Here is a 21824-nt window from a genome sequence, read left to right as displayed (position 1 = left end):
GATTTCTTGTCCGACTGGGACTTATTCCGCTTCTCCGGACGCCGGCCTTCTGGCTCCGGTAAGGGCTACCAGACACCGGCGTTCGCGCCAAATGTTAAATTCCCTGTTGCGCAACCCGCAAACCCACTATACCTAGCGGACATATCTAACAATTTCGGCCCCCTTAACGGAGCGACAGGCGATGGCGCGCGTCACCGTGGAAGACTGCATTGACAAGGTCGACAACCGGTTCGACCTGGTTCTTTTGGCCGCGCATCGTGCGCGGATGATTTCGTCGGGTTCGCAACTTACGATTGATCGCGACAACGACAAGAATCCGGTGGTTTCGCTCCGCGAGATTGCCGAGCAGACCATCTCGCCCGAAGATATGCGCGAAGAGTTGGTTCATTCCTTGCAAAAGTTTGTCGAGGTCGACGAGCCGGAGCCCGACACAGTGCCCTTGATCGGCTCGGCCGGGGCGAGCGTCGATGCCGACGACACCGAGGTCGCGGTTGAGCGTATGACTGAGGAAGAGCTGCTGAAGGGTCTGGAGGGGCTCGCACCCCCCGAAGAGCAGCCCGAAGAGGATGAGTGAGCGCCCGTCGCCCTCGCCAGATTCGCAAGCCCGGACCCTGGTCCGGGCTTTTTGCGTTCAGGGGACGGGGAGGGAGGAAGTCCGGCTGGGACCTCCTTCTCCGATAACCAAAATCTCGTGCGGCAAAAGTTCGAGTTCGACTTTCGGCCGGGACAATCTAGGATAGATATTGGAGGGTGAGAGGACCGTTCCCGCGCGATGAAGGCATTGAGTTCTATGGCGAGTTGGCCTCGCAGAAAGGGGCAGATGCAGACCGCGCCCGATTCGGTCGGGGTGGCACCGACGCCGGTCGCCCCGGCTAGGCCGCCGCGCCCGCGCATGATGCGCCAGTACGATCTGGTCGAGCGCGTTCGCTCATACAACCCGGATACCGACGAGGATTTGCTGAATCGGGCCTATGTCTATGCCATGAAGGCCCACGGCGAGCAGACACGCGCGTCAGGCGATCCCTATTTTTCCCACCCGCTCGAGGTCGCGGCCATCCTGACGGGTCTCAAGCTCGATGATGCCACCATCGTCGCGGCGCTGCTGCACGATACCATCGAGGACACCGAGGCCACCCGGGCCGAGATCGACAACATGTTCGGTCACGAGATCGGCGCGCTGGTCGAGGGCCTGACCAAGCTGAAACGGCTGGAGCTGGTCTCGCGCGAGGCCAAGCAGGCCGAAAACCTGCGCAAGCTGCTGCTCGCGATTGCCGAAGATGTCCGCGTACTGCTGATCAAGCTTGCCGACCGGTTGCACAACATGCGGACCCTGGAATTCGTGCCGCCCGCGTCACGTCAGCGCATCGCCGAAGAGACCCTCGACATCTACGCGCCGCTGGCCGGCCGCATGGGTATGCAGGAGATGCGTGAGGAGCTGGAGGATCTGGCGTTCTGCACGCTCGATCCGGAGGCCCACGCGGTGGTTGCGCAGCGCCTCGACGCGTTGGCCGAGCGCAACCGCAACCTGATCGGCGAGATCGAGAGCCAGCTTACCACCAGTCTTGCGAACAAGGGCATCGCTGCGCGGGTGAACGGCCGTCGCAAGCAGCCGTTTTCGATCTGGACCAAGATGGAAAGAAAATCGGTCGGCTTCGAGCAGCTTTCGGATATTTTCGGATTCCGCGTCGTGATGCCCGATGTCGAAGCCTGCTATCGGGCGCTCGGCGTGGTCCACACGACTTGGCCGGTCGTGCCCGGGCGCTTCAAGGACTACATTTCGACACCGAAGCAGAACGACTATCGCTCGATCCACACCACCGTGATCGGACCGGGCAACCAGCGTGTCGAACTGCAACTCCGCACCGCGGAGATGGACCGTATCGCCGAATTCGGTATCGCCGCACATGCCTTTTACAAGGACAGCGCAGGTTCGCCGACCGAACTGCTCAACCGCGAGTCCAATGCCTTTGCGTGGCTGCGCCATACCATCGAAATTCTGTCGCAGAGCGTCAATCCGGAAGAGTTCCTTGAGCACACCAAGCTCGAATTGTTTCACGACCAGGTGTTCTGCTTCACTCCGAAGGGAAAGCTGATCGCGCTGCCGCGGCACGCCAATGTCATCGACTTCGCCTATGCCGTGCATACGGATGTCGGCAACAGTACGGTGGGGTGCAAGATCAATGGCAAGTTCGCGCCGCTGTCATCGCAATTGCAAAACGGTGATGAGGTCGAAGTCCTGACTTCGGCGGCTCAGTCCGCGCCGCCGTCAGCATGGGAATCGCTTGCGATCACAGGCAAGGCGCGAGCTGCCATCCGGCGCGCCACCCGGGCCGCCGTGCGCGGTCAATATGTCAGCCTTGGCAGGCGGATCGTCGAGCGTCTGTTCATTCGCGCGAAGATCGAATACGCCGACGACAAGCTCACCGGTGCGCTGCCACGACTGGCGCGCGCCACGATCGAGGACGTGATGGCTTCGGTGGGCCGCGGGGAAATGCGCGCCTCCGATGTCGCGCGCGCGATGTATCCGGACTACAAGGAGGAGCGGGTGGGCCGCCCCGGCGCCGGCGCCAAGAAGAGCCTGGCGGTGAAGCTCAAATTGAAATCGCCGCCGGATCCCGCTCGCAGCCCGTCGGCGATCCCGATTGGCGGCATCAATTCGGATTTGCCCATCAAGTTCGCGCCCAACGGTGGCGCCGTGCCGGGTGACCGCATCGTCGGCATCGTCACGCCGGGCGAGGGCATCACGATCTATCCGATCCAGTCGCCGGCGCTGAAGGATTTTGAGGAAGAGCCTGAGCACTGGCTCGACGTTCGCTGGGATGTCGACGACACCACGCCGCAGCGGTTTCCGGCGCGCATCGTGCTGGATAGCCTTAACGAGCCTGGCAGCCTCGCGCAGGTCGCGACCGTGATCGCCGAGCACGATGGCAATATCGACAATATCAGCATGACCAGGCGTTCGGCCGACTTTACTGAAATGACCATCGATCTCGAGGTCTACGATCTCAAGCATCTCAGCGCCATCATCGCCCAGTTGCGTGCCAAGGACGTCGTGGCGCGCGTCGAGCGGGTCAATGGTTAGGCGCGTTATGGCCGGGCCTGATCCGGCAACCCATCCACCCGAAGAAAATCGGCGCCCGGATCAAGTCCGGGTGTGACAAACGGCGGTCTTTTGCCATGCCCCAACCTTCCGCGATCCGTCTCGGACTCAATGTCGATCACGTCGCCACCCTGCGCAACGCGCGAGGCAGCGCGCGGCCAGATCCGGTGCGGATCGCGCTTGCTGCGATTGCGGCCGGCGCCGACGGCATCACCGCGCATCTGCGCGAGGATCGGCGTCACATTCGCGATGTCGACATGGCGCGGCTGAAGGCCGAAATCTCAAAGCCTCTCAATTTCGAGATGGCTGCGACGGCCGAGATGCAACGGATCGCGCTGGCCACCAAGCCGCATGCGGTCTGTCTCGTTCCGGAGCGGCGGGAGGAACTCACCACCGAAGGCGGACTCGACCTGGTCGGCCAACGCGACGCGCTGGCGCCTTTCATCGCGAAATTCAACGACGCCGGCATCCGGGTGTCGCTGTTCATTTCCGCCGATCCGCAGCAGATCGAGACGGCGGCGCAACTGCGTGCGCCGGCGATCGAGATTCACACCGGCGGCTGGTGCGATGCCGTCGTCGACGGCCACAGGGAGAAGGCGGACGCCGAATGGCGCCGCATTGTCGAAGGCGCCGCGTTGGCCAAGTCGGCGGGCGTCGAGGTTCACGCCGGACATGGTCTCGATTACGCGACGGCGGAGACGATCGCAGCGCTGCCCGAGATCGTCGAACTGAACATCGGTTACTACATGATGGGCGAGGCGCTGCTGGTCGGGATCGCGGAAACTGTTCGCGCCATGCGCGCGGCCATGGATCGCGGCCGCGCCAACCTGAAGGCCCGCGCGGAATGATCATCGGCATCGGCTCGGATTTGATCGATATCCGCCGGGTGGCGAAGGTTATCGAGCGACACGGCGACCGGTTTCTCGATCGCATCTTCACGGACGCAGAAAAAGCGAAGGCCGAACGCCGCGCTAATAATGAGAAGATGTTGGTGGCGACCTACGCAAAGCGGTTTGCTGCGAAGGAGGCCTGCTCCAAGGCGCTCGGGACAGGAATCCGGCGTGGCGTGTGGTGGCGGGACATGGGCGTCGTCAATCTGCCGGCCGGGCGGCCCACCATGACGCTTACGGGCGGGGCGCTGAAGCGGCTGCAAATGCTCACGCCGCAGGGCCTTGAGGCGCGGATCGACCTGAGTCTCACGGACGATTGGCCGCTGGCGCAAGCTTTCGTCATAATTTCGGCTGTCAGCCCCGGCAAAGTCTGAGCGGGTTGATTCCGATTCGGGGCGGTCGTCCTGAACGAAAAATCACTGATTTGTCATATGATTAGCCAGTTTTTGCAGCGCGGTTGATTGCGCAGCTGCAAACAACGGTCTAAAACGCCGCAGGATACTTCGGGCTAGGGTGAATTCAGCACGAATCGTGACAGGTTGCGCGCGTTTCGTCCAAACAGCAGAATCGACGGCGTTTTGTGCGGAACGGATACGCTTCGCCCTGAAACGCTTTGCCATCGCTTCAGGCGGCGGCGAGGGACATAGGGAAGCGATGGGCGTGACATCCGGAACCAAAACTGAAAGCGGCGTCGGCGAGACCATCCGTGTCGTTATCCACGCTCTCCTAATCGCCTTGGTGATCCGGACCTTCCTGTTCCAGCCGTTCAACATCCCCTCGGGGTCGATGAAGGCGACGCTTCTGGTCGGCGACTATCTGTTCGTTTCGAAATACTCATACGGCTACAGTCACTTTTCCATTCCATTTTCTCCGCCGCTGTTTTCGGGGCGGGTCTTCGGCTCCGAACCGAGTCGCGGCGATGTTGTGGTATTTCGTCTGCCGAAAGACACCACCACCGACTACATCAAGCGGGTGATCGGGCTGCCGGGCGACCGCATCCAGGTGAAGGAGGGGCTGCTCTACATCAACGACACCCCGGTGCAGCGGGAACGGCTGCCGGATTTCGTCGGCGAAGACCCATGCGGCTCCGATGCGACGGCGCGTGTCAAGCAATGGCAGGAAACGCTGCCGAACGGCGTCACCTACAAGACGCTTGATTGCGTCGACAACGGTTTCTACGACAACACAAACGTCTACACCGTGCCGTCAGGTCATTTCTTCATGATGGGCGACAACCGCGACAATTCGACCGACAGCCGCGTGCTCTCCGCGGTCGGCTATGTGCCGTTCGAGAACCTGGTCGGACGGGCCCAGATGATCTTCTTCTCGATCGCAGAGGGCGAGCAGGCTTGGCAGATCTGGCGTTGGCCCGCCGCGGTGCGGTGGAATCGCATATTCTCCATCGTGCGATGATCGACGAATCGGCTGACATCAAGACAGTCCCGACTTCCGACGACGTAGCCGTGCCATCCGGCACGGAGGCGGTGGCGCCTGCGCCGAAGAAGAAGCGGGCCCGGACCAGCACCAAAGCGATTATGGCCGCGATCGAACAGCGGCTGGGCCATAAGTTCGCCGATATGTCTCTGCTGACCACGGCCTTCACCCACGTGTCAGCGCTGAAGTCATCGCGCGGACGCGGCGATAGTTACCAGCGTCTCGAATTTCTAGGCGATCATGTGCTCGGTCTGGTGATCTCCGACATGCTCTACCGCGCCTTCCCCAAGGCGGACGAGGGCGAACTGTCGAAGCGGCTCGCCGATCTCGTGCGCAAGGAGACATGTATCGATGTCGCTAAATCGCTCGATCTGCTCGAGGGCATCAAGCTCGGCGCGGTCGGCGCCGGTGCCGGCGCGCGGCTGCGCCGGTCCGTGCTCGGGGATATCTGCGAGGCGGTGATCGGGGCAGTCTATCTCGATGGCGGCTATGCGGCTGCTGCTGCCTTCGTCGAGCGCAACTGGCTTGAACGGATGCGCAAGCCGGTGCGGCCACTGCGCGATCCGAAGACCGTGTTGCAGGAGTGGGCGCAGGGCCAGGGCCTGCCGACGCCGGTTTACCGCGAAGTGGAACGCACGGGGCCACATCACGACCCGCGCTTCCGCGTCGCGGTGGAATTGCCGGGGCTGGAGGCCTCGGAGGGCATCGGCGGCAGCAAGCGCACGGCGGAGAAGGCGGCGGCATCCGCCATGATCGCCCGTGAAGGTGTAAAGTGAGCGAGACCGGCGCGACCGCGGCCACGCGATGCGGTTTCGTCGCGTTGATAGGTGCGCCGAATGTCGGTAAGTCCACTTTGGTCAATGCGCTGGTCGGCTCGAAAGTCACCATCGTCTCGCGCAAGGTGCAGACCACCCGTGCGCTGATCCGCGGCATCGTCGTCGAGAACAACGCCCAGATCATTTTGGTCGATACGCCCGGCATCTTCGCGCCGAAGCGGCGGCTCGACCGCGCCATGGTTTCGACCGCATGGAGCGGGGCCCACGACGCTGATCTCGTCTGTGTGCTGCTCGACGCGCGCGCGGGGGTCGATGAGGAGGCCGACGCCATCCTTACGAAGCTCGCAAGAGTGGCGCATCCGAAATTTCTTGTGCTGAACAAGATCGATCTCGTGCCCCGCGAAAAACTCCTGGCGCTGACCAGCGCGGCCAACAAGCGCCTTGCCTTCGAGAATACATTCATGATCTCGGCGCTGTCGGGCGACGGCGTCCATGATCTACGCCGCGCGCTGGCCGAGCGCGTGCCGGACGGGCCGTTTCACTACCCCGAAGACCAGATGTCGGACGCCCCGCTGCGTCATCTCGCTGCCGAAATCACCCGCGAGAAAATCTACCGTCATCTGCATCAGGAATTGCCGTATCAATCGACCGTCGAGACCGACAGCTGGACCGAGCGCAGCGACAAATCGGTTCGCATCGAGCAGACCATCTTTGTGGAACGAGACAGCCAGCGTAAGATCGTGCTGGGCAAGGGCGGAGCGACCATCAAGGCGATTGGAGCCGACTCCCGCAAGGAGATCGGCGAGATCCTCGGCCAGCCGGTGCATCTGTTTCTGTTCGTGAAGGTGCGTGAGAATTGGGGCGATGATCCGAACCGTTATCGCGAAATGGGACTGGAGTTTCCCAAGGAATAGGCCGGCGGACGCATGACCATCCCGAAAAACGTGCTGCGGTTTGAAGTCCTGCTGTACCTGTCGCTCCTGATCGATACGTTGTCGGCTGCTTTCATCGAGCGCCCGTCGACTGAAGTCGATGAGGCGACTGCGGTGGGCGCCAATATGTTCGTCGTTGGCGCATTGACGCTTTTTCTGCTTCTGGTCTGGCTCGCGGCACGGCACCGGAAGAGCTGGGCGCGATGGATCCTGCTCGGGGCACTTGGGCTTTCAGTGCTTTCGCTGTTCGATTCATTGAACCGCGGGTTGACGCTGGCGTCGGCGATCGATCTATTTTCGACCATTCTGGCCGGCGCCGGGATATATTTTTCATTCACCGATGATGCGAAAGACTGGTTCAACTCCATCTGATCGGATGGCTGCGAAACGCCGCGCGATATTATAGACTGGCGCCATGGAATGGACCGACGATGGTATCGTGCTCGGGGTGCGGCGGCATGGCGAATCCTCAGCCATCGTCGAGCTTTTGACGTGTGGCCATGGCCGCCATCTCGGCCTTGTGCGCGGCGGGGCCGGATCCCGGATGCGCCCGCTATTGCAGCCCGGAAATTCGGTCAGAGCGTTGTGGCGCGCGCGGCTCGATGAGCATCTTGGCACTTTTGCGCTCGAGGGCACGCGCATGCGCGCCGCCAACCTGCTCGCGGCGTCCCATGCGACCTATGGCGTGACCCATCTGGCGTCGCTGGCTCGGCTGCTGCCTGAGCGCGATCCGCATGACGGCATTTTCGCGATGTTGGAACGGACGCTGGATGATTTCGACAGCGCCGGCGAGGCGGCGATCCATCTGATCCGGTTCGAACTGGCGATGTTGACCGAACTCGGCTTCGGTCTCGATCTCGCGACCTGTGCTGCGTCCGGCGTTACCACCGAGCTGATTTACGTCTCGCCGAAATCGGGTGGGGCGGTGTCGCGGCAGGCCGGCGAGCCGTGGCGCGAGAAGCTGTTGCGGCTGCCGCCGTTTCTGCGCGAGGATGACGAAGAACAAAGCGGCTGGTCGGATCAGGACTTGCTGGACGGATTTGAGCTGACCGGACGCTTTCTGCTGCGTCATGTGCTGGAGCCGCGCGGGCAGAAGCATTCGGATGCCAGAGCGGGGTTCATCAACGCGGTGGTGCGAAAGCGGGCGGCGGCAATTTCCGGATGAGGCGCCTGCCGCTGGACCCGGCGGAAGTGGGGCAGAGTTCTTGCTTTCCAGGGGCGCGGATAAGAGACCGATTCGCGCCTTGTTCTCGGACTCGTCCGGGTTTAACCCGTTTCCATGGGAAAACGACTGATTCCGGCCGAGCCGGCCGAAATTCACGAAGTGCAACTGCGAGATGCGCTGGAAGAGCGCTATCTCGCCTACGCGCTGTCCACCATCATGCATCGCGCTTTGCCGGACGCGCGCGATGGCCTCAAGCCGGTGCATCGCCGCATCCTTTACGGGATGCGGCTGCTGCGGCTCGATCCCGGCTCGGCCTTCAAGAAGTCGGCCAAGATCGTTGGCGACGTAATGGGTTCGTTCCATCCTCACGGCGACCAGGCAATCTACGATGCCATGGTGCGTCTCGCGCAGGATTTCGCCTCGCGCTATCCGCTGGTCGATGGTCAGGGCAATTTCGGCAATATCGACGGCGATAATCCCGCCGCTTACCGCTACACCGAAGCGCGCATGACCGATGTGGCGCGGCTGTTGCTCGACGGTATCGATGAGGACGCTGTCGAGTTCCGCCCCAACTACGACGGCCAGACCCGCGAGCCGGTGGTGCTGCCGGGTGGTTTCCCGAATCTGCTCGCCAACGGCTCGCAGGGCATTGCGGTCGGCATGGCCACCGCTATTCCGCCCCACAACGCGGCCGAACTCTGCGATGCCGCGCTGCATCTGATCGAAAAGCCGGATGCGAAGTCGAAGGCGCTTTTGAAGTGGGTCAAGGGTCCGGATTTTCCGACCGGCGGCATCATCATCGACTCCAAGGAAAGCATCGCCGAGGCTTACATGACCGGGCGCGGCGCCTTCCGCACCCGCGCCAAATGGCATCAGGAAGAAGGCGCGCGCGGCACTTGGACCATCGTGGTCACGGAGATTCCGTGGCTGGTGCAGAAGTCGCGACTGATCGAGAAGATCGCCGAACTGCTCAACGAGAAGAAGTTGCCGCTGGTCGGTGACATCAGGGACGAGTCGGCCGAAGACGTCCGCGTCGTCATCGAACCGAAGTCGCGCAACGTCGATCCTGAACTGGTGATGGAATCGCTGTTCAAGCTGACCGAGCTTGAGAGTCGCATTTCGCTCAACCTCAACGTCCTCATCAAGGGTAAGATTCCGAAAGTCGTCGGCCTTGCGGAGTGCCTTCGCGAATGGCTGGACCACCTGCGCGACGTGCTGTTGCGTCGCTCAGCCTATCGCAAGGCGCAGATCGAGCATCGCCTCGAAGTGCTCGGCGGCTACCTGATCGCATATCTGAACATCGACAAGGTCATCAAGATCATCCGCACCGAGGATGAGCCGAAGCCGGCCTTGATGAAGGCGTTCAAGCTGACGGAGGTCCAAGCCGAGGCCATCCTCAATATGCGCCTGCGCAGTCTGCGCAAGCTCGAGGAAATAGAAATCCGCACCGAGGACAAGAATCTTCGGACGGAGCTCAAGGGTATCAATGCCGTGCTGGGCTCCGAAGCCAAGCAGTGGGAGAAAGTCGCCGAACAGGTCCGCAACGTGCGCGAGCTGTTCGGACCCAAGACGCCGCTCGGCAAGCGCCGCACCGTCTTCGCTGACGCGCCCGAGCACGACCTTGCCGCATTGGAAGAGTCGCTGGTGGAGCGCGAACCCGTCACCGTCGTCGTGTCCGACAAAGGCTGGGTGCGGACGTTGAAGGGGCACGTAGAGGATTTATCCAACCTCACCTTCAAGACCGACGACAAGCTTGGCTTTACGTTCTTCGCCGAAACCACGTCAAAGCTGCTGCTGTTCGCCACCAACGGCAAGTTCTATTCACTTGATGTCGCGAAGCTGCCGGGTGGGCGGGGCCATGGCGAACCGATCCGTCTTTTCATCGACATGGAGCAGGACGCTGCGATCGTGTCGCTGTTCGTCAACACCGGCGGACGCAAGTTCCTGATCGCGAGCTACGAAGGGCAGGGCTTCGTCGTCAATGAGGACGATTGCGTCGGCACCACGCGTAAGGGCAAGCAGGTGCTCAATGTCGAGATGCCGAACGAGGCCAAGGCGATTGTGACGGTCGCGGGCGATCAGGTCGCGGTCATCGGCACCAACCACAAGATGGTGATTTTCCCGCTCGATCAGGTGCCGGAGATGGCGCGCGGCCGCGGCGTGCGGCTGCAGAAGTACAAGGACGCAGGTCTGTCCGATGTTGCTGTGTTCGAATCGAAGGCCGGATTGACGTGGAAGGACTCCGCAGGCCGCGAGCAGAGTCTGAGCTGGAAGGACTTGTCCGACTGGCGCGGCAACCGCGCCGATGCCGGACGCCTTGCGCACGGCCTGCCGAAATCGAACAGGTTCGGCCGCGCCATTTAATTTTCATTCCGAGTTTCGCACCGGCAGCGGGAACCTGCGCCGTGCGTCCTCATCCGGCGGCGCAAACGTCGCGACGCCCGCCCTCTGGTGATCCGCCCCGTCGACGCACCATCGTGAGCGCCGTCGTCAGGTGTTGAAGATCCCTTCCTGCGCCGGGACGATAGCGGGGCGGCTTGACAACCGGATATATATCTATAATTCTCGATATATGGAATCAGAAGATGTCATCATGGCGCTTGCGGCGCTTGCCCAATCGACACGGCTGGATGTCTTCAGGCTTCTGGTGAAGCATGAACCGAAGGGCCTAGCAGCAGGCGATATCGCGAAAGCTGTCGCCGTGCCGCAAAACACGATGTCGTCGCATCTTGCGGTTCTGTCCCGTGCGAGACTGGTTTCGGGGCGGCGTTTCAGCCGCTCGATCGTTTATCGCGCTGACCTTACGCGCTTTAGTGCTGTGGTTCAGTTCCTGCTCGAAGATTGCTGCGGCGGCCGCGCCGATTTGTGCGTGCCCGCTGCGACAAGCAAGCGCGGCAGGCGCGTCAAAGTTCCGACCTGAATGGGATATGTCCATGAACCGCCTGCACGTTCAGGCACAGCTTTGATGCCCGAATTTGATCTGCCGCGCAGGTTGGCCGCTGAAGCGCTCGGAACCGCGCTTCTGGTCGCGACCGTAGTCGGCTCAGGCATTATGGCGGAGGGGCTTGCGAAGGATCCGGCACTGGCGCTGCTCGCCAACACCATTTCCACCGGCGCAATCCTCGTTGTTCTGATTGCGGTGCTCGGCCCGATCTCCGGCGCGCACTTCAATCCGGCGGTAACGTTGGTTTTCCGACTCAGGCGCGAGCTTTCGACGAATGATGCGCTGATGTATGTCATCGCCCAGATTACTGGCGGCATTGTCGGCACGATGATCGCTCATCTGATGTTCGGGCTGCCACTTCTGAATGAATCGATGAAAATTCGCACCGGAGGCTCGCAATGGTTCTCTGAGGCGGTCGCGTCGTTCGGATTGATCGCAACAATCCTGGCGGGACTTCGTTTTCAGCGCGGCTCGGTGCCGTGGCTGGTTGGCCTCTATATCATCGCCGCGTACTGGTTTACGGCGTCGACATCGTTTGCCAATCCGGCCGTCGCGGTGGCGCGTTCGCTGACAAACACGTTTTCCGGGATCCGCCCGCGAGACCTTCCAGGTTTTATCACCGCCGAACTTTGTGGGGCTATCATCGGCGTGATTGTTATTGGTTGGCTGCTGCGCGAGGGTAACCGCGCGGCTCCCATCAGCGAGGAGGTTCAGCCATGACCGTCACGATCTATCACAACCCGTCCTGCGGCACCTCCCGCAACACGCTGGCGATGATCCGGCAGAGCGGCGAAGAGCCGGTGATTGTCGAATACCTCAAGCATCCGCCGGACCGTGCACAGCTTCGCGCGCTCGCCGAAGCCATGGGTCTTCCCGTCCGCGGGCTGCTGCGCGAGAAGGGCACGCCCTACGCCGAACTCGATCTCGGCAATCCCAAATGGACCGACGAGCAGCTTCTCGATTTCATCCTGGCGCATCCGATCCTGATTCAGCGCCCGATCGTGGAGACACCAAAGGGCACACGGATTTGTCGCCCGTCCGAAGCGGTGCTCGAGCTGCTCGATCATCCTGTCGCTTCCTTCACCAAGGAAGACGGCGAAGCCGTCAAAAACTAGGCGGCACGCTCACATCAGGTAGAGCGTGAACGCGAGCGGCGAAACCATTGTCAGCATTGATGTCGAGCGGCGATCTTCGCATCGCGGAGCATCGCCGCTCGCGAGCTACCCGTGGGGGTTACGGAATGCGCCGGCCATGGTCCGCCGGTGCACGGTAGCTAGATGCATTTGCAAATGAGTTGCAATAAAGTCTGACGTAGTCCATTATCCAGACGATGGATGCGAAAACACCTGCTTTATCGTCCGAACCGGTACCGGAACCGTCGCAGGGACCCTTTTCGGCTGGACTTGGCTGGCGTCCGGAAGCGCCAGCACGCCCAAGCCTTGAGGAGGTCCATGCGACGGTGCTGGTGCCCACGACCGGGCACTGGCTGCGTCGCCTGCTGGCTTTCGCAGGTCCCGGCTACATGGTCTCGGTGGGGTACATGGACCCGGGCAACTGGGCCACCGACATCGCGGGCGGCTCGCAGTTCGGTTACACGCTGCTGTCGGTCATCCTGCTGTCGAACCTCATGGCGATCCTGTTGCAGGCGCTGGCCGCCCGGCTTGGCATCGCCGCTGGCCTTGATCTCGCGCAGGCGTGCCGCGCCAGCTATTCGCGGCCGGTCAATTTCATGCTCTGGCTGGCATGTGAGGCCGCGATCATCGCGTGCGATCTGGCTGAGGTAATCGGCACGGCGATCGCGCTGCAGTTGCTGTTCGGCATTCCGCTGATCGGCGGCGCGCTGATCGCCGCGCTCGATGCCTTCCTGCTGTTGCTGTTGATGAACCGGGGCTTTCGTTTCCTCGAGGCCTTTGTGGTCGCGCTGCTGATCGTGATCGCGGTCTGTTTTGCAGTCCAGATCGTCGCCGCCGCGCCGCCGGTCGCCGAGGTTCTGCGCGGCTTCGCGCCATCGCGTGAGATCGTAACCAATCCGGCGATGCTGTACATCGCCATCGGCATCATCGGCGCGACGGTCATGCCGCATAACCTCTATCTGCATTCGTCGATCGTTCAGACGCGCGCTTATCCGCGCACCGGCGAAGGGCGCCGGGATGCCATCAAGTGGGCGACGGCGGACAGCACGCTGGCGCTGATGTTGGCTTTGTTCGTCAACGCCGCCATCCTGATCGTTGCTGCCGCGACATTCCATAAGAGTGGGCACACCGAGGTGGCCGAAATCGGCGACGCGTTCAGGCTGCTCTCGCCATTATTGGGTCTCAGCATCGCCTCGACGCTGTTCGCTGTCGCGCTTCTTGCCTCCGGCATCAATTCCACCGTGACGGCGACGCTCGCCGGCCAGATCGTGATGGAAGGCTTTCTGCGTTTGCGGATGCCGATGTGGGCGCGGCGGCTCGTCACCCGCGGCATCGCCATCGTCCCGGTGATCGCCGTCACTGCGCTTTACGGCGAGCGCGGGACCGCGCAGCTTCTGGTTCTCAGTCAGGTCGTGCTGTCGATGCAGTTGCCGTTCGCTGTGATCCCCTTGGTCCGCTTTGTCTCGGACCGGCGCAAGATGGGCGAGTTCGCGATTTCAACCGGAACCGCTGTTGCAGCATGGGTCGTCGCCGGCGTCATCGTGATTCTGAACGTGAAACTGCTGTTCGACACGATCACCGGTTAGGACCGGCTACGGATCTAGTCCCGCGGCTCGTGCAGGGACTCGCTTTTGGCGTCAACACGCAACCAGCCCGTGGGCGCAAGGCGCTGCTGTGGAAGGAAGCGCCCTTTGTAATCCATCTTCCGCGATCCCTCGATCCAGTAGCCGAGGTACACATAGGGCAGGCCGAGCCGCCGCGCCCGCGAGATATGATCGAGGATAATGAAGGTGCCGAGCGAACGGTTCTGTTCGGACGGCTCGAAAAACGAATAGACCATCGAGAGCCCGTCGCTGAGCACATCGGTCAGCGCCACTCCCACCAGATCGCCGCGTGCGTTGATGCCGCTATCCGGGACGCGCCTGCGATATTCGATGATGCGGGTCTCGACGTGGCTGTCTTCCACCATCATTGCGTAATCGAGCACGGTCATATCGGCCATGCCGCCGTGTCGGTGGCGCTGGTCGAGATAGGCGCGAAATATTGAATATTGCTCCGACGTCGGCACCGCGGCCCGCAGACTGCCGGCGATGTCGGCGTTGCGCGCCAGTACTCTGCGGAAACTGCGCGACGGCCGAAATTCGTCGGCGATGACCCGCACGGAAACGCAGGCACGACACTGGTCGCAGGCCGGACGATAGGCGATCGACTGACTGCGGCGAAAGCCGCCATGGGTCAAAAGGTCGTTGAGGTCGCCGGCTTTGTCGCCAACGAGATGCGTGAATACCTTGCGTTCGCTGCGATCGGGCAGATACGGACACGGCGAAGGCGCCGTCAGATAGAATTGTGGGGTGTCGCGCGAGTGTTGGGTCACGGGAGTCTTTTCAGTCTCCGAAGCAGTTTATGCCGAGCATCGCGCTCTGGGGGCCAACCGTCAATCCGTTTGCATTGATATCAACTAGGTCCGGTACGGCTGCGCAACCGCTCCAAGAGCCGAGTTGTTGATAACCACGGTGCCCAACAGCATGTCATGCAGCAGCCGCCGTCGCCCGTTGAAGAGACCGAGCAGCAGAATGAGCGGCGTAAAGATCGACATTGAGATCCAGAACAGGATCGCGTGCATGGCGCCCAGCACAAAATAGCTCGGCTCGCCGTACCAGGTCCGCATTTCCAGATCCATGATCCGCATTCCGACGGTCGCCGAATGCGGTCCGCCCAGCGACGCGCCGTAATAGACGATAGCCCAGATCAGGGAGGCAGGCGACACCAACCAGAACAGCGCCCAGCCAAGCCCCAGCGTGACGACGCCGAACATTGCGATAAAGATCACGCCGAAAATCACGGGTACCGAAAGCACCAAGAGGTCGATCAGGAATGCAAAAAACCGCCGCGTCAGAACGCCGCGAAACAGTTCGGGCTGCATCCAGGGGTCGAATGCATGCGGCCGGAACTCGGCAGAGTTGTCGCTATTCGCATTGTTGAAGCCACTGTCGGCCATGACCAGTCCTCCACGGCTCGTCCATGGCATTGCTTGCCGCCCCTCGACATGGCGACGGGCTGACTGGGTTGCAAGGCCTCGCAAGCGGAGCGGTAATGATCGCAGACGACTGCGGGTGGGACGTCAGCCGTTTTGTTTCAGCTTCTCTGCCGCCGCCGCCGCAAAATAAGTGAGTACGCCATCGGCGCCGGCGCGTTTGAAAGCAACGAGGCTTTCCATCATCACCCGATCGCCGTCGATCCAGCCGTTGCCGGCGGCGGCGGCGATCATCGCGTACTCGCCCGATACCTGATAGGCGAAGGTCGGCATCCCGAACGTGTCCTTCACTCGCCGCACAATGTCGAGATAGGGCATGCCTGGCTTCACCAACACCATGTCGGCGCCCTCGGCGATATCGAGTTCGACCTCGCGCAGCGCTTCGTCGGAGTTGGCGCTGTCCATCTGATACGTGCGCTTGTCGCCGGTGAGCGCCTTGGCTGAGCCGATGGCGTCGCGGAACGGGCCGTAAAACGCCGACGCGTATTTCGCGGCGTAAGCCATGATCTGCACATCGACGAATCCGGCCTCGTCGAGGGCCCTTCGAATCGCGCCGACGCGGCCATCCATCATGTCCGACGGAGCAATGATGTCGCAACCGGCTTCAGCCTGCACCAATGCCTGCCGGACAAGAACGGCGACGGTCTCGTCGTTGAGAATCCTGCCGTCCTCGATCAAACCGTCATGGCCATGGCTGGTGAACGGATCGAGCGCGACGTCGCAGAGCACACCGAGGTCCGGAAACTCCCGCTTGATGGCGCGGACCGACTTGCACACCAGATTCTTGGCATTGAGGGCTTCGCTGCCGCTGTCATCCCGCAACGCGGGATCGGTGTAGGGGAACAGCGCGATGCAGGGAATGTTCAGCTTCAACGCTCGTTCGGCGTCGCGTACGCATTGGTCGACGCTGAGGCGGTCGACGCCAGGCATCGAGGCGACGGGCGTCCGCTTGTCGGTGCCATCGGCCACGAACAGCGGCCAGATCAGGTCGTCGGTGGTCAGGACGGTTTCACGAACCAGACGGCGGGCCCATTCGGCCTTGCGGTTGCGGCGCAGCCGGGCCACCAGATCGAGCGGAGGGGCGGTAACGGCGGCCTCGCGGCGGGGTCCATCCCGCATTTCAATGGGACGCCCGTATTTTATCGCCATGTTGCCGACACTCCTGAAGGCCAAAAACCGTTTTGATTTTGTTTCAATTCTAGCACCAGGAACCGGCTTCGTCACCGCGCTCATGCCCCCCGGCGCAATGCAATTGATTTTATGGTTCCAAAAAGTCATGAATCGACTTTGTATGGTTATCGTTCCCGGTTGCGAGCACCCTGATGTCTGAAACCTCATCGCGCGAGCAGGTCCAGCGGGATAATGCCATGTCGGTGGCTGGAATTTCGTCAGCGCGGACGGAAGCGGATGAAAATCTCTGGACCCGACGACTGGTGCTGTTCCTGCGCATCATGGCGGTGCTGTCGCTCGCCGCTGGGCTCTATCATTGGGCTCAGGTGACCGGTTTCATCGGTGGTGAAGACAATGCCTTTGAAAATCAGACCGTGGCCTGGCAGGCGGCGACGATCTACTTCGCCGTGATCGAACTGGTGGCCGCTGTGGGTCTCTGGCTCGCAACGCCATGGGGCGCTGTCGTGTGGCTCACGACCGTCGTCTCGATGGCTGTGGTCGAACTGATGTTTCCAGCAATCTATGGCGGCAATCTCGCTGTTGTCGGAATCGAAACGGCCATGCTCGTGGCCTATCTGGCGTTGGCCTGGATGGCGGCGCGCGAACGGCCGCCATAGACATTCGAATGCGCGAACCTCAGCAAAAAGGTCCCGCGTTTGGAAGGGGCGGAGGCGACTTATCCGAATGGATGACGGCACGCAGGATCGGAATTGACGACTTGCGTCAAACTTTCTGAGAGTTTTTCCCGGTAAGAATTCGGTCACCCTAACGGCCTGGTCATCGGTGTTGACAGGATGTTTCGAATTTGAACGGTGCTGTTCCTGAATGCGACAGTTACGGCAGACGAAGCGTGAACAGCGGAGCTGCAGCGTCAAGGAAAGGTTGCGGAAAGCCCTGATCTGAAGGGCTTAATCAGCAATTCACTCTCTTAAATTCATGATGTCTTTATTGTCTTATTTAAGCTGATCTTCAAACGCCTCCCCTAAGGTCCAGCTATCAGGCGGAACACAAGTTTCGTCGAATAAGTCGGTAAAAACGACAACAGGGGAAGTCATCATGAAAGCCGTTGCGAAGGCTCACGAGCCCGCGGAACAGGTTGCCGGCGATGCACCGGTGCAGTCGCTCTATCTCGAAGCGTTGACCTTGGTCGAGCGGCTGCATCGCCGCCTGCTCGATGTCATCAAGGATGAATTCGATCGTCGCGGTCGCGCCGACATCAATTCGGTGCAGGCGCTTCTGCTCTACAACATCGGCGACAAGGAATTGACCGCCGGCGAATTGCGGACCCGCGGCTACTATCTCGGCTCCAACGTTTCCTACAATTTGAAGAAGCTCGTCGAGTTGGGCTTCCTCGATCATCAGCGCTCGCGCGTTGATCGCCGCTCGGTGCGCATCCGCCTGACCACGCAGGGTCAGGAAATCCGCAAGATCGTCGACGCGCTCTACCAGAAGCACGTCAAGACCGTCGAACAGGTCGGCGGCATTTCGAACGAGGAGTTCGCGACGCTGAACAAGTCGCTGCATCGCCTCGAGCGCTTCTGGACCGACCAGATTCTGTATCGGCTCTGAGTTTCCCCCGGGAACAGGGCGAAGTCGGCTGCAAGATCGACCGCTCGTTCTCCGGATCTCTTAAGAAACCGACATTCCCCGTATCCTGAACGCATCGGCCCGGCTCGTCCGGCGCCGGTGTGTTTTGTTGTTCGTGGTCGGCCCAGGAACCTTTGCCGGTTTCCGAGGTTGTTGATCCGCAACTGAGAAATCGCAGCTCAGAACCGGATGGATCGATCATGCTGATCGAACGCGATTTGCAAGTGATGAATTTTAACGCTGTGGGCGAGGCCTATGCCATCGCAGTGAATTACCTGCGACGAGCCGGCGTTTTGAGGAGCGATAGCATCGAGACCGATGATCGGTTGCTAGAGATTATTGTCGGGCTGTATTACGCCGGCGAACATAATCGCATCAAGCTAGCCAACAAGGCGATCACGCGGTTTCAGGTCAATTCCTGAACTTCACGGTTGCGGTTGATTGCGATACAGACGGGGAGGCACACGAAAGGTCTCCTCACATGATTACCGAAATCGCGCAAATCGAGATCAAGCCGGGCAGCGAAAAGGATTTCGAGATTGCGATCGCGCAGGCGGAGACGATTTTCAAGCGTTGCAAGGGCTGGAAAAGTTTCGAACTGCACCGGTCTATCGAGAAACCGTCACGCTACCGGCTGCTGATCGAGTGGGAAACGCTTGAAAACCATCTCGTGGATTTTCGCGAATCCGTAAATTTCACCGAATGGCGCGCGCTGGTCGGACCGCACTTCGCTTCGCCCCCCGAGGTCGAGCACACCAATGCGGTTGTTACCTTTTAGCTTGCGGCGGCTTTGACGGATTTTTGTTCGCCATCCGCGCGCAGGAAGTCGATGACGACCTTGCTGATCGCCATGAGGGGCAGGGCAAGCGCCAACCCCCAGACGCCGAAGACGACGCCGAGCAGGATCTGGAACGCGAACAGCGTTGCGGGCGGAATGTCGAGCGCTTGACGCTGGATAATGGGCGTAAGGATGTAGCTCTCCAGTGCATGGACGCCGAGAAACAGCACGAATGCGCTCGCGCCTGCCACCCACCCCGACGCCAGACTCGCCAGCACCACGATCAACCCACCGAGCAGGGCGCCGATGGTCGGAATGAAAGCAAGCAAACCAGCCTGAATGCCGAGAATGAAGGAACTCTGGATGCCGATGATCTCAAGGCCGATCCAGGTCACCAGAAACACGGCGGCCATGGTGACCATCTGGGCGATCAGCCAGCGCTCCAGTGTATCGCCAATCCTGTCGACCAGGATCGCCACAGTCCCTCGGTGTTTCACCGGTGTGAGGCTGAGCAAGCCTTTACGATAGACGCTTGGCTGAGCGGCAAAGCAAAGGCCGAGGAACAGCACAATGAAGAAATTACCGACGGCGCTGACGGTACCGAGGACGAGCTTCAGGGTCTGACTGAAAATTGCGGTACCGCTCGAGGCCAGCGTGCCGGCGCTCGGCAAGTTGTGCTGAACATTTGCTGAGGGCGTCTCCTCCGTTTTCGCGGTTCCGGAAGCTTTCGAGGCTTCGGAAGTTTTCGAGGGGTCGGACGACGAATTGAGGCCGCTCAGATTGAAGTAGCTGGTGTCGACACCATTTTTCTCGAGGAAGGATTTGACGGTCACGAGCTGTGACTTGATCGTATTGCTCAGCACGGCGGTTTGCTGAGCAATGGTCGTTCCCCCGAGAACCATGAAGCCTGACAACACCGCCGCGAGCGCCAGGCAGACGATCGTCAATCGCAATGCATGAGGCAGGGGAACGACGCGGCCGAGCAGGCTTGTGATGGCGTTAAGAGCGACGCCGAGCAGCACACCGGCAAAGATCAGGAAAAGCGTCGCTGCAAATCCCCAGGCGAATAACAGCAGGGCCGCGAACAGGACGATGCCGATCCCGCCGGTCGCAATCGCCCATGCGAGGTCCGTGCGGGTTTGCTCTTTGCCTGTGGTGAAGTTGGTCACGGTCGCCTCCGGTTCTGAGCCCGCAGTGTTCCGTTAAACGCCGTCCAGAATCAAGCGCCACCGGCTGTGCTCGTTCCGATCGGGCATCGGGCGAGCCGTCGCCTGAAGCCGGCCGTGTCGATCGTGCCGCTAGCAGCCGGAGATCGGAAACGAGGCGTGGCGTGAAAGAATAAGGCGCTCCGTCAGGAGCGCCTTATTTTTGTTTTGAGACCGAGAACCTATCAGTACGAATAGTACATATCGAACTCGACCGGGTGTGGCGTCATTTCGAAGCGCATCACGTCGGTCATCTTCAGCTCGATATAGGCATCGATGAAGTCGTCGTCGAACACGCCGCCGTTTTTCAGGAAGGCGCGGTCCTTGTCGAGGTTTTCCAGCGCCTCGCGCAATGAGCCGCAGACCGTCGGAATCTGCTTCAGCTCTTCCTTCGGCAGATCGTAGAGGTCCTTATCCATGGCCGGACCCGGATCGATCTTGTTCTTGATGCCGTCGAGGCCCGCCATCAGCATCGCAGCGAAGGCGAGATACGGATTGGCCATCGGGTCGGGGAAGCGAACTTCCACGCGCTTGGCCTTCGGCGAGGTTGTGTAGGGAATGCGGCACGATGCCGAGCGGTTGCGCGCCGAGTAGGCGAGGAGAACTGGCGCCTCGTAGCCCGGGACCAGACGCTTGTACGAGTTGGTCGACGGGTTGGTGAAGGCGTTGATCGCCTTGGCGTGCTTGATGATGCCGCCGATGTAGTGCAGGCAGGTTTCCGAAAGGTCGGCGTACTTGTTGCCGGCGAAGGTTGGCTTGCCGTCCTTCCAGATCGACTGGTGCACGTGCATGCCAGAGCCGTTGTCGCCGAAGATCGGCTTCGGCATGAACGTGGCGGTCTTGCCGTAGATATGCGCCACCTGGTGGATGCAATACTTGTAGACCTGCATCTGGTCGGCCATGTGGGTCAGCGTGTCGAACTTCATGCCGAGTTCGTGCTGGGCTGACGCCACCTCGTGATGATGCTTTTCGACCTTGACCCCCATCTTGGCCATGGCGCCCAGCATTTCGGAGCGCATGTCCTGCACCGAGTCCTGCGGCGGGACCGGGAAGTAGCCGCCTTTGGTGCGAATGCGGTGGCCGAGGTTGCCGCCTTCATATTCCGTTGCCGAATTAGTCGGCAGTTCGGATGAATCCAGCTTGAAGCCGGTGTTGTACGGATCGGCCGAGAAACGCACGTCATCGAAAACGAAGAACTCGGCTTCGGGACCGACATACACGGTGTCGCCGACGCCCATCGACTTCACCATCGCCTCGGCCTTCTTGGCGATGCCGCGCGGGTCGCGGTTGTAGGGCTCGCCCGTGGAGGGCTCCAGGATGTCGCAGGTGATGACCATCGTCGTCTCCGCGAAGAACGGATCGATCGAGGCCGTGGTCGGGTCGAGCATCAGCATCATGTCGGACTCGTTGATCGCTTTCCACCCCGCGATCGAGGAGCCGTCGAACATCGTGCCTTCGGTAAAAATCTCTTCGTCGATCATGCTGACGTCGAAGGTGACGTGTTGCCACTTGCCGCGCGGATCAGTGAAACGCAGGTCGACGTACTTTACGTCGTTGTCCTTGATTGATTTCAGGACGTCGTTGGCGGTTTTCATAAATACCCCTTGTCTCTGCTGGTCTACGTGATCGGCAGCCCGAAGCGGCCGTTGGTATGGTTTGATATGTGAATGTCGCTC

Annotated in this window: 23 protein-coding genes; 18 read left to right on the top strand and 5 right to left on the bottom strand. The window is 61.0% G+C overall.

What is annotated here, in order from left to right:
- Window positions 1-181: 181 nt before the first annotated feature.
- The 14 genes from rpoZ (at window position 182) to ACSZOQ_RS09490 (ending at window position 13960) form a co-directional block, all read left to right on the top strand.
- Complete coding sequence (rpoZ, locus tag ACSZOQ_RS09555) at window positions 182-574, top strand: DNA-directed RNA polymerase subunit omega (protein ID WP_292620507.1); 393 nt, start codon at window positions 182-184, stop codon at window positions 572-574.
- A 246-nt stretch (window positions 575-820) separates the two neighbouring features.
- The gene (locus ACSZOQ_RS09550) at window positions 821-3082 is read left to right on the top strand and encodes a RelA/SpoT family protein (RefSeq protein ID WP_439925765.1); all 2262 of its coding nucleotides are present in this window, start codon (window positions 821-823) and stop codon (window positions 3080-3082) included.
- Window positions 3083-3177: 95 nt separating this feature from the next.
- A complete protein-coding gene (locus ACSZOQ_RS09545) occupies window positions 3178-3948 on the top strand; it encodes a pyridoxine 5'-phosphate synthase (RefSeq protein WP_439925764.1) in 771 nt (256 codons plus the stop codon).
- Complete coding sequence (gene acpS, locus ACSZOQ_RS09540) at window positions 3945-4364, top strand: holo-ACP synthase (RefSeq protein WP_439925763.1); 420 nt, start codon at window positions 3945-3947, stop codon at window positions 4362-4364. Before ACSZOQ_RS09545 ends, acpS begins: the two co-directional genes overlap by 4 nt.
- Window positions 4365-4644: 280 nt before the next feature.
- Window positions 4645-5403, top strand: coding sequence for a signal peptidase I (gene lepB, locus ACSZOQ_RS09535; protein WP_439925762.1), 759 nt, complete (start codon window positions 4645-4647; stop codon window positions 5401-5403).
- On the top strand, window positions 5400-6200 hold the full coding sequence (rnc, locus tag ACSZOQ_RS09530; RefSeq protein ID WP_439925761.1) for a ribonuclease III: 801 nt from the start codon (window positions 5400-5402) through the stop codon (window positions 6198-6200). Before lepB ends, rnc begins: the two co-directional genes overlap by 4 nt.
- Window positions 6197-7114 (top strand): GTPase Era, encoded by a 918-nt coding sequence (gene era / locus ACSZOQ_RS09525; protein ID WP_439925760.1) that lies wholly within the window; start codon window positions 6197-6199, stop codon window positions 7112-7114. Before rnc ends, era begins: the two co-directional genes overlap by 4 nt.
- Window positions 7115-7126: 12 nt before the next feature.
- Window positions 7127-7504, top strand: coding sequence for a hypothetical protein (locus tag ACSZOQ_RS09520; protein WP_439925759.1), 378 nt, complete (start codon window positions 7127-7129; stop codon window positions 7502-7504).
- Between the two features lie 43 nt (window positions 7505-7547).
- Window positions 7548-8297, top strand: a complete 750-nt coding sequence (recO, locus tag ACSZOQ_RS09515; RefSeq protein WP_439925758.1) for a DNA repair protein RecO — start codon at window positions 7548-7550, stop codon at window positions 8295-8297.
- Window positions 8298-8411: 114 nt separating this feature from the next.
- Complete coding sequence (parC, locus tag ACSZOQ_RS09510) at window positions 8412-10661, top strand: DNA topoisomerase IV subunit A (RefSeq protein ID WP_439925757.1); 2250 nt, start codon at window positions 8412-8414, stop codon at window positions 10659-10661.
- Between the two features lie 208 nt (window positions 10662-10869).
- Window positions 10870-11217: an ArsR/SmtB family transcription factor gene (locus ACSZOQ_RS09505; protein ID WP_439925756.1), complete on the top strand. Its 348-nt coding sequence runs from the start codon at window positions 10870-10872 to the stop codon at window positions 11215-11217.
- A gap of 45 nt (window positions 11218-11262) precedes the next feature.
- On the top strand, window positions 11263-11961 hold the full coding sequence (locus ACSZOQ_RS09500; protein WP_439925755.1) for an aquaporin: 699 nt from the start codon (window positions 11263-11265) through the stop codon (window positions 11959-11961).
- The gene (gene arsC / locus ACSZOQ_RS09495; RefSeq protein WP_439925754.1) at window positions 11958-12356 is read left to right on the top strand and encodes an arsenate reductase (glutaredoxin); all 399 of its coding nucleotides are present in this window, start codon (window positions 11958-11960) and stop codon (window positions 12354-12356) included. The genes ACSZOQ_RS09500 and arsC overlap by 4 nt, the downstream gene beginning before the upstream one ends.
- A gap of 215 nt (window positions 12357-12571) precedes the next feature.
- The gene (locus ACSZOQ_RS09490) at window positions 12572-13960 is read left to right on the top strand and encodes an Nramp family divalent metal transporter (protein WP_439925753.1); all 1389 of its coding nucleotides are present in this window, start codon (window positions 12572-12574) and stop codon (window positions 13958-13960) included.
- A 14-nt stretch (window positions 13961-13974) separates the two neighbouring features.
- On the opposite strand, the gene ACSZOQ_RS09485 is transcribed toward ACSZOQ_RS09490, so the two are convergent.
- The 3 genes from ACSZOQ_RS09485 to hemB all read right to left on the bottom strand — a co-directional run bounded on the left by ACSZOQ_RS09485 (window position 13975) and on the right by hemB (window position 16557).
- On the bottom strand, window positions 13975-14748 hold the full coding sequence (locus ACSZOQ_RS09485) for an arginyltransferase (protein ID WP_439925752.1): 774 nt from the start codon (window positions 14746-14748) through the stop codon (window positions 13975-13977).
- 84 nt (window positions 14749-14832) lie between these two features.
- A complete protein-coding gene (locus tag ACSZOQ_RS09480) occupies window positions 14833-15372 on the bottom strand; it encodes an RDD family protein (RefSeq protein WP_439925751.1) in 540 nt (179 codons plus the stop codon).
- 123 nt (window positions 15373-15495) lie between these two features.
- Window positions 15496-16557, bottom strand: coding sequence for a porphobilinogen synthase (gene hemB / locus ACSZOQ_RS09475; RefSeq protein ID WP_439925750.1), 1062 nt, complete (start codon window positions 16555-16557; stop codon window positions 15496-15498).
- Between the two features lie 173 nt (window positions 16558-16730).
- Here hemB and ACSZOQ_RS09470 point away from each other — a divergent pair, with 173 nt between their 5' ends.
- The 4 genes from ACSZOQ_RS09470 to ACSZOQ_RS09455 all read left to right on the top strand — a co-directional run bounded on the left by ACSZOQ_RS09470 (window position 16731) and on the right by ACSZOQ_RS09455 (window position 18943).
- On the top strand, window positions 16731-17195 hold the full coding sequence (locus ACSZOQ_RS09470; RefSeq protein ID WP_439925749.1) for a DUF6163 family protein: 465 nt from the start codon (window positions 16731-16733) through the stop codon (window positions 17193-17195).
- A gap of 436 nt (window positions 17196-17631) precedes the next feature.
- A complete protein-coding gene (ldtR, locus tag ACSZOQ_RS09465) occupies window positions 17632-18147 on the top strand; it encodes a transcriptional regulator LdtR (protein ID WP_439925996.1) in 516 nt (171 codons plus the stop codon).
- A 218-nt stretch (window positions 18148-18365) separates the two neighbouring features.
- Window positions 18366-18587, top strand: coding sequence for a hypothetical protein (locus ACSZOQ_RS09460; protein WP_439925748.1), 222 nt, complete (start codon window positions 18366-18368; stop codon window positions 18585-18587).
- Window positions 18588-18646: 59 nt separating this feature from the next.
- Window positions 18647-18943, top strand: coding sequence for an antibiotic biosynthesis monooxygenase family protein (locus ACSZOQ_RS09455; protein WP_439925747.1), 297 nt, complete (start codon window positions 18647-18649; stop codon window positions 18941-18943).
- Here the strand turns inward: ACSZOQ_RS09455 and ACSZOQ_RS09450 are convergent.
- Both ACSZOQ_RS09450 and glnA read right to left on the bottom strand, forming a co-directional pair.
- Window positions 18940-20112 (bottom strand): AI-2E family transporter, encoded by a 1173-nt coding sequence (locus ACSZOQ_RS09450; protein ID WP_439925746.1) that lies wholly within the window; start codon window positions 20110-20112, stop codon window positions 18940-18942. The genes ACSZOQ_RS09455 and ACSZOQ_RS09450 overlap by 4 nt on opposite strands.
- A 221-nt stretch (window positions 20113-20333) precedes the next feature.
- Window positions 20334-21743, bottom strand: coding sequence for a type I glutamate--ammonia ligase (gene glnA / locus ACSZOQ_RS09445; RefSeq protein WP_439925745.1), 1410 nt, complete (start codon window positions 21741-21743; stop codon window positions 20334-20336).
- Window positions 21744-21824: the final 81 nt, after the last annotated feature.

Source organism: Nitrobacter sp. JJSN, from assembly GCF_051912485.1.
Taxonomy (GTDB): Bacteria; Pseudomonadota; Alphaproteobacteria; order Rhizobiales; family Xanthobacteraceae; genus Nitrobacter.
Note: the sequence above shows the minus strand (reverse complement) of the source record. Positions and strands in the feature narration are given on the sequence as shown.

What these genes read in the sequence shown, in the direction of transcription:
- rpoZ (WP_292620507.1), top strand. Translation starts at nt 182, where the DNA reads ATGGCGCGCGTCACCGTGGAAGACTGCATTGACAAGGTCGACAACCGG.
- ACSZOQ_RS09550 (WP_439925765.1), top strand. Translation starts at nt 821, where the DNA reads ATGCAGACCGCGCCCGATTCGGTCGGGGTGGCACCGACGCCGGTCGCC.
- ACSZOQ_RS09545 (WP_439925764.1), top strand. Translation starts at nt 3,178, where the DNA reads ATGCCCCAACCTTCCGCGATCCGTCTCGGACTCAATGTCGATCACGTC.
- acpS (WP_439925763.1), top strand. Translation starts at nt 3,945, where the DNA reads ATGATCATCGGCATCGGCTCGGATTTGATCGATATCCGCCGGGTGGCG.
- lepB (WP_439925762.1), top strand. Translation starts at nt 4,645, where the DNA reads ATGGGCGTGACATCCGGAACCAAAACTGAAAGCGGCGTCGGCGAGACC.
- rnc (WP_439925761.1), top strand. Translation starts at nt 5,400, where the DNA reads ATGATCGACGAATCGGCTGACATCAAGACAGTCCCGACTTCCGACGAC.
- ACSZOQ_RS09520 (WP_439925759.1), top strand. Translation starts at nt 7,127, where the DNA reads ATGACCATCCCGAAAAACGTGCTGCGGTTTGAAGTCCTGCTGTACCTG.
- recO (WP_439925758.1), top strand. Translation starts at nt 7,548, where the DNA reads ATGGAATGGACCGACGATGGTATCGTGCTCGGGGTGCGGCGGCATGGC.
- parC (WP_439925757.1), top strand. Translation starts at nt 8,412, where the DNA reads ATGGGAAAACGACTGATTCCGGCCGAGCCGGCCGAAATTCACGAAGTG.
- ACSZOQ_RS09505 (WP_439925756.1), top strand. Translation starts at nt 10,870, where the DNA reads ATGGAATCAGAAGATGTCATCATGGCGCTTGCGGCGCTTGCCCAATCG.
- ACSZOQ_RS09500 (WP_439925755.1), top strand. Translation starts at nt 11,263, where the DNA reads ATGCCCGAATTTGATCTGCCGCGCAGGTTGGCCGCTGAAGCGCTCGGA.
- arsC (WP_439925754.1), top strand. Translation starts at nt 11,958, where the DNA reads ATGACCGTCACGATCTATCACAACCCGTCCTGCGGCACCTCCCGCAAC.
- ACSZOQ_RS09490 (WP_439925753.1), top strand. Translation starts at nt 12,572, where the DNA reads ATGGATGCGAAAACACCTGCTTTATCGTCCGAACCGGTACCGGAACCG.
- ACSZOQ_RS09480 (WP_439925751.1), bottom strand. Translation starts at nt 15,372, where the DNA reads ATGGCCGACAGTGGCTTCAACAATGCGAATAGCGACAACTCTGCCGAG.
- hemB (WP_439925750.1), bottom strand. Translation starts at nt 16,557, where the DNA reads ATGGCGATAAAATACGGGCGTCCCATTGAAATGCGGGATGGACCCCGC.
- ACSZOQ_RS09470 (WP_439925749.1), top strand. Translation starts at nt 16,731, where the DNA reads ATGTCTGAAACCTCATCGCGCGAGCAGGTCCAGCGGGATAATGCCATG.
- ACSZOQ_RS09460 (WP_439925748.1), top strand. Translation starts at nt 18,366, where the DNA reads ATGCTGATCGAACGCGATTTGCAAGTGATGAATTTTAACGCTGTGGGC.
- ACSZOQ_RS09455 (WP_439925747.1), top strand. Translation starts at nt 18,647, where the DNA reads ATGATTACCGAAATCGCGCAAATCGAGATCAAGCCGGGCAGCGAAAAG.
- glnA (WP_439925745.1), bottom strand. Translation starts at nt 21,743, where the DNA reads ATGAAAACCGCCAACGACGTCCTGAAATCAATCAAGGACAACGACGTA.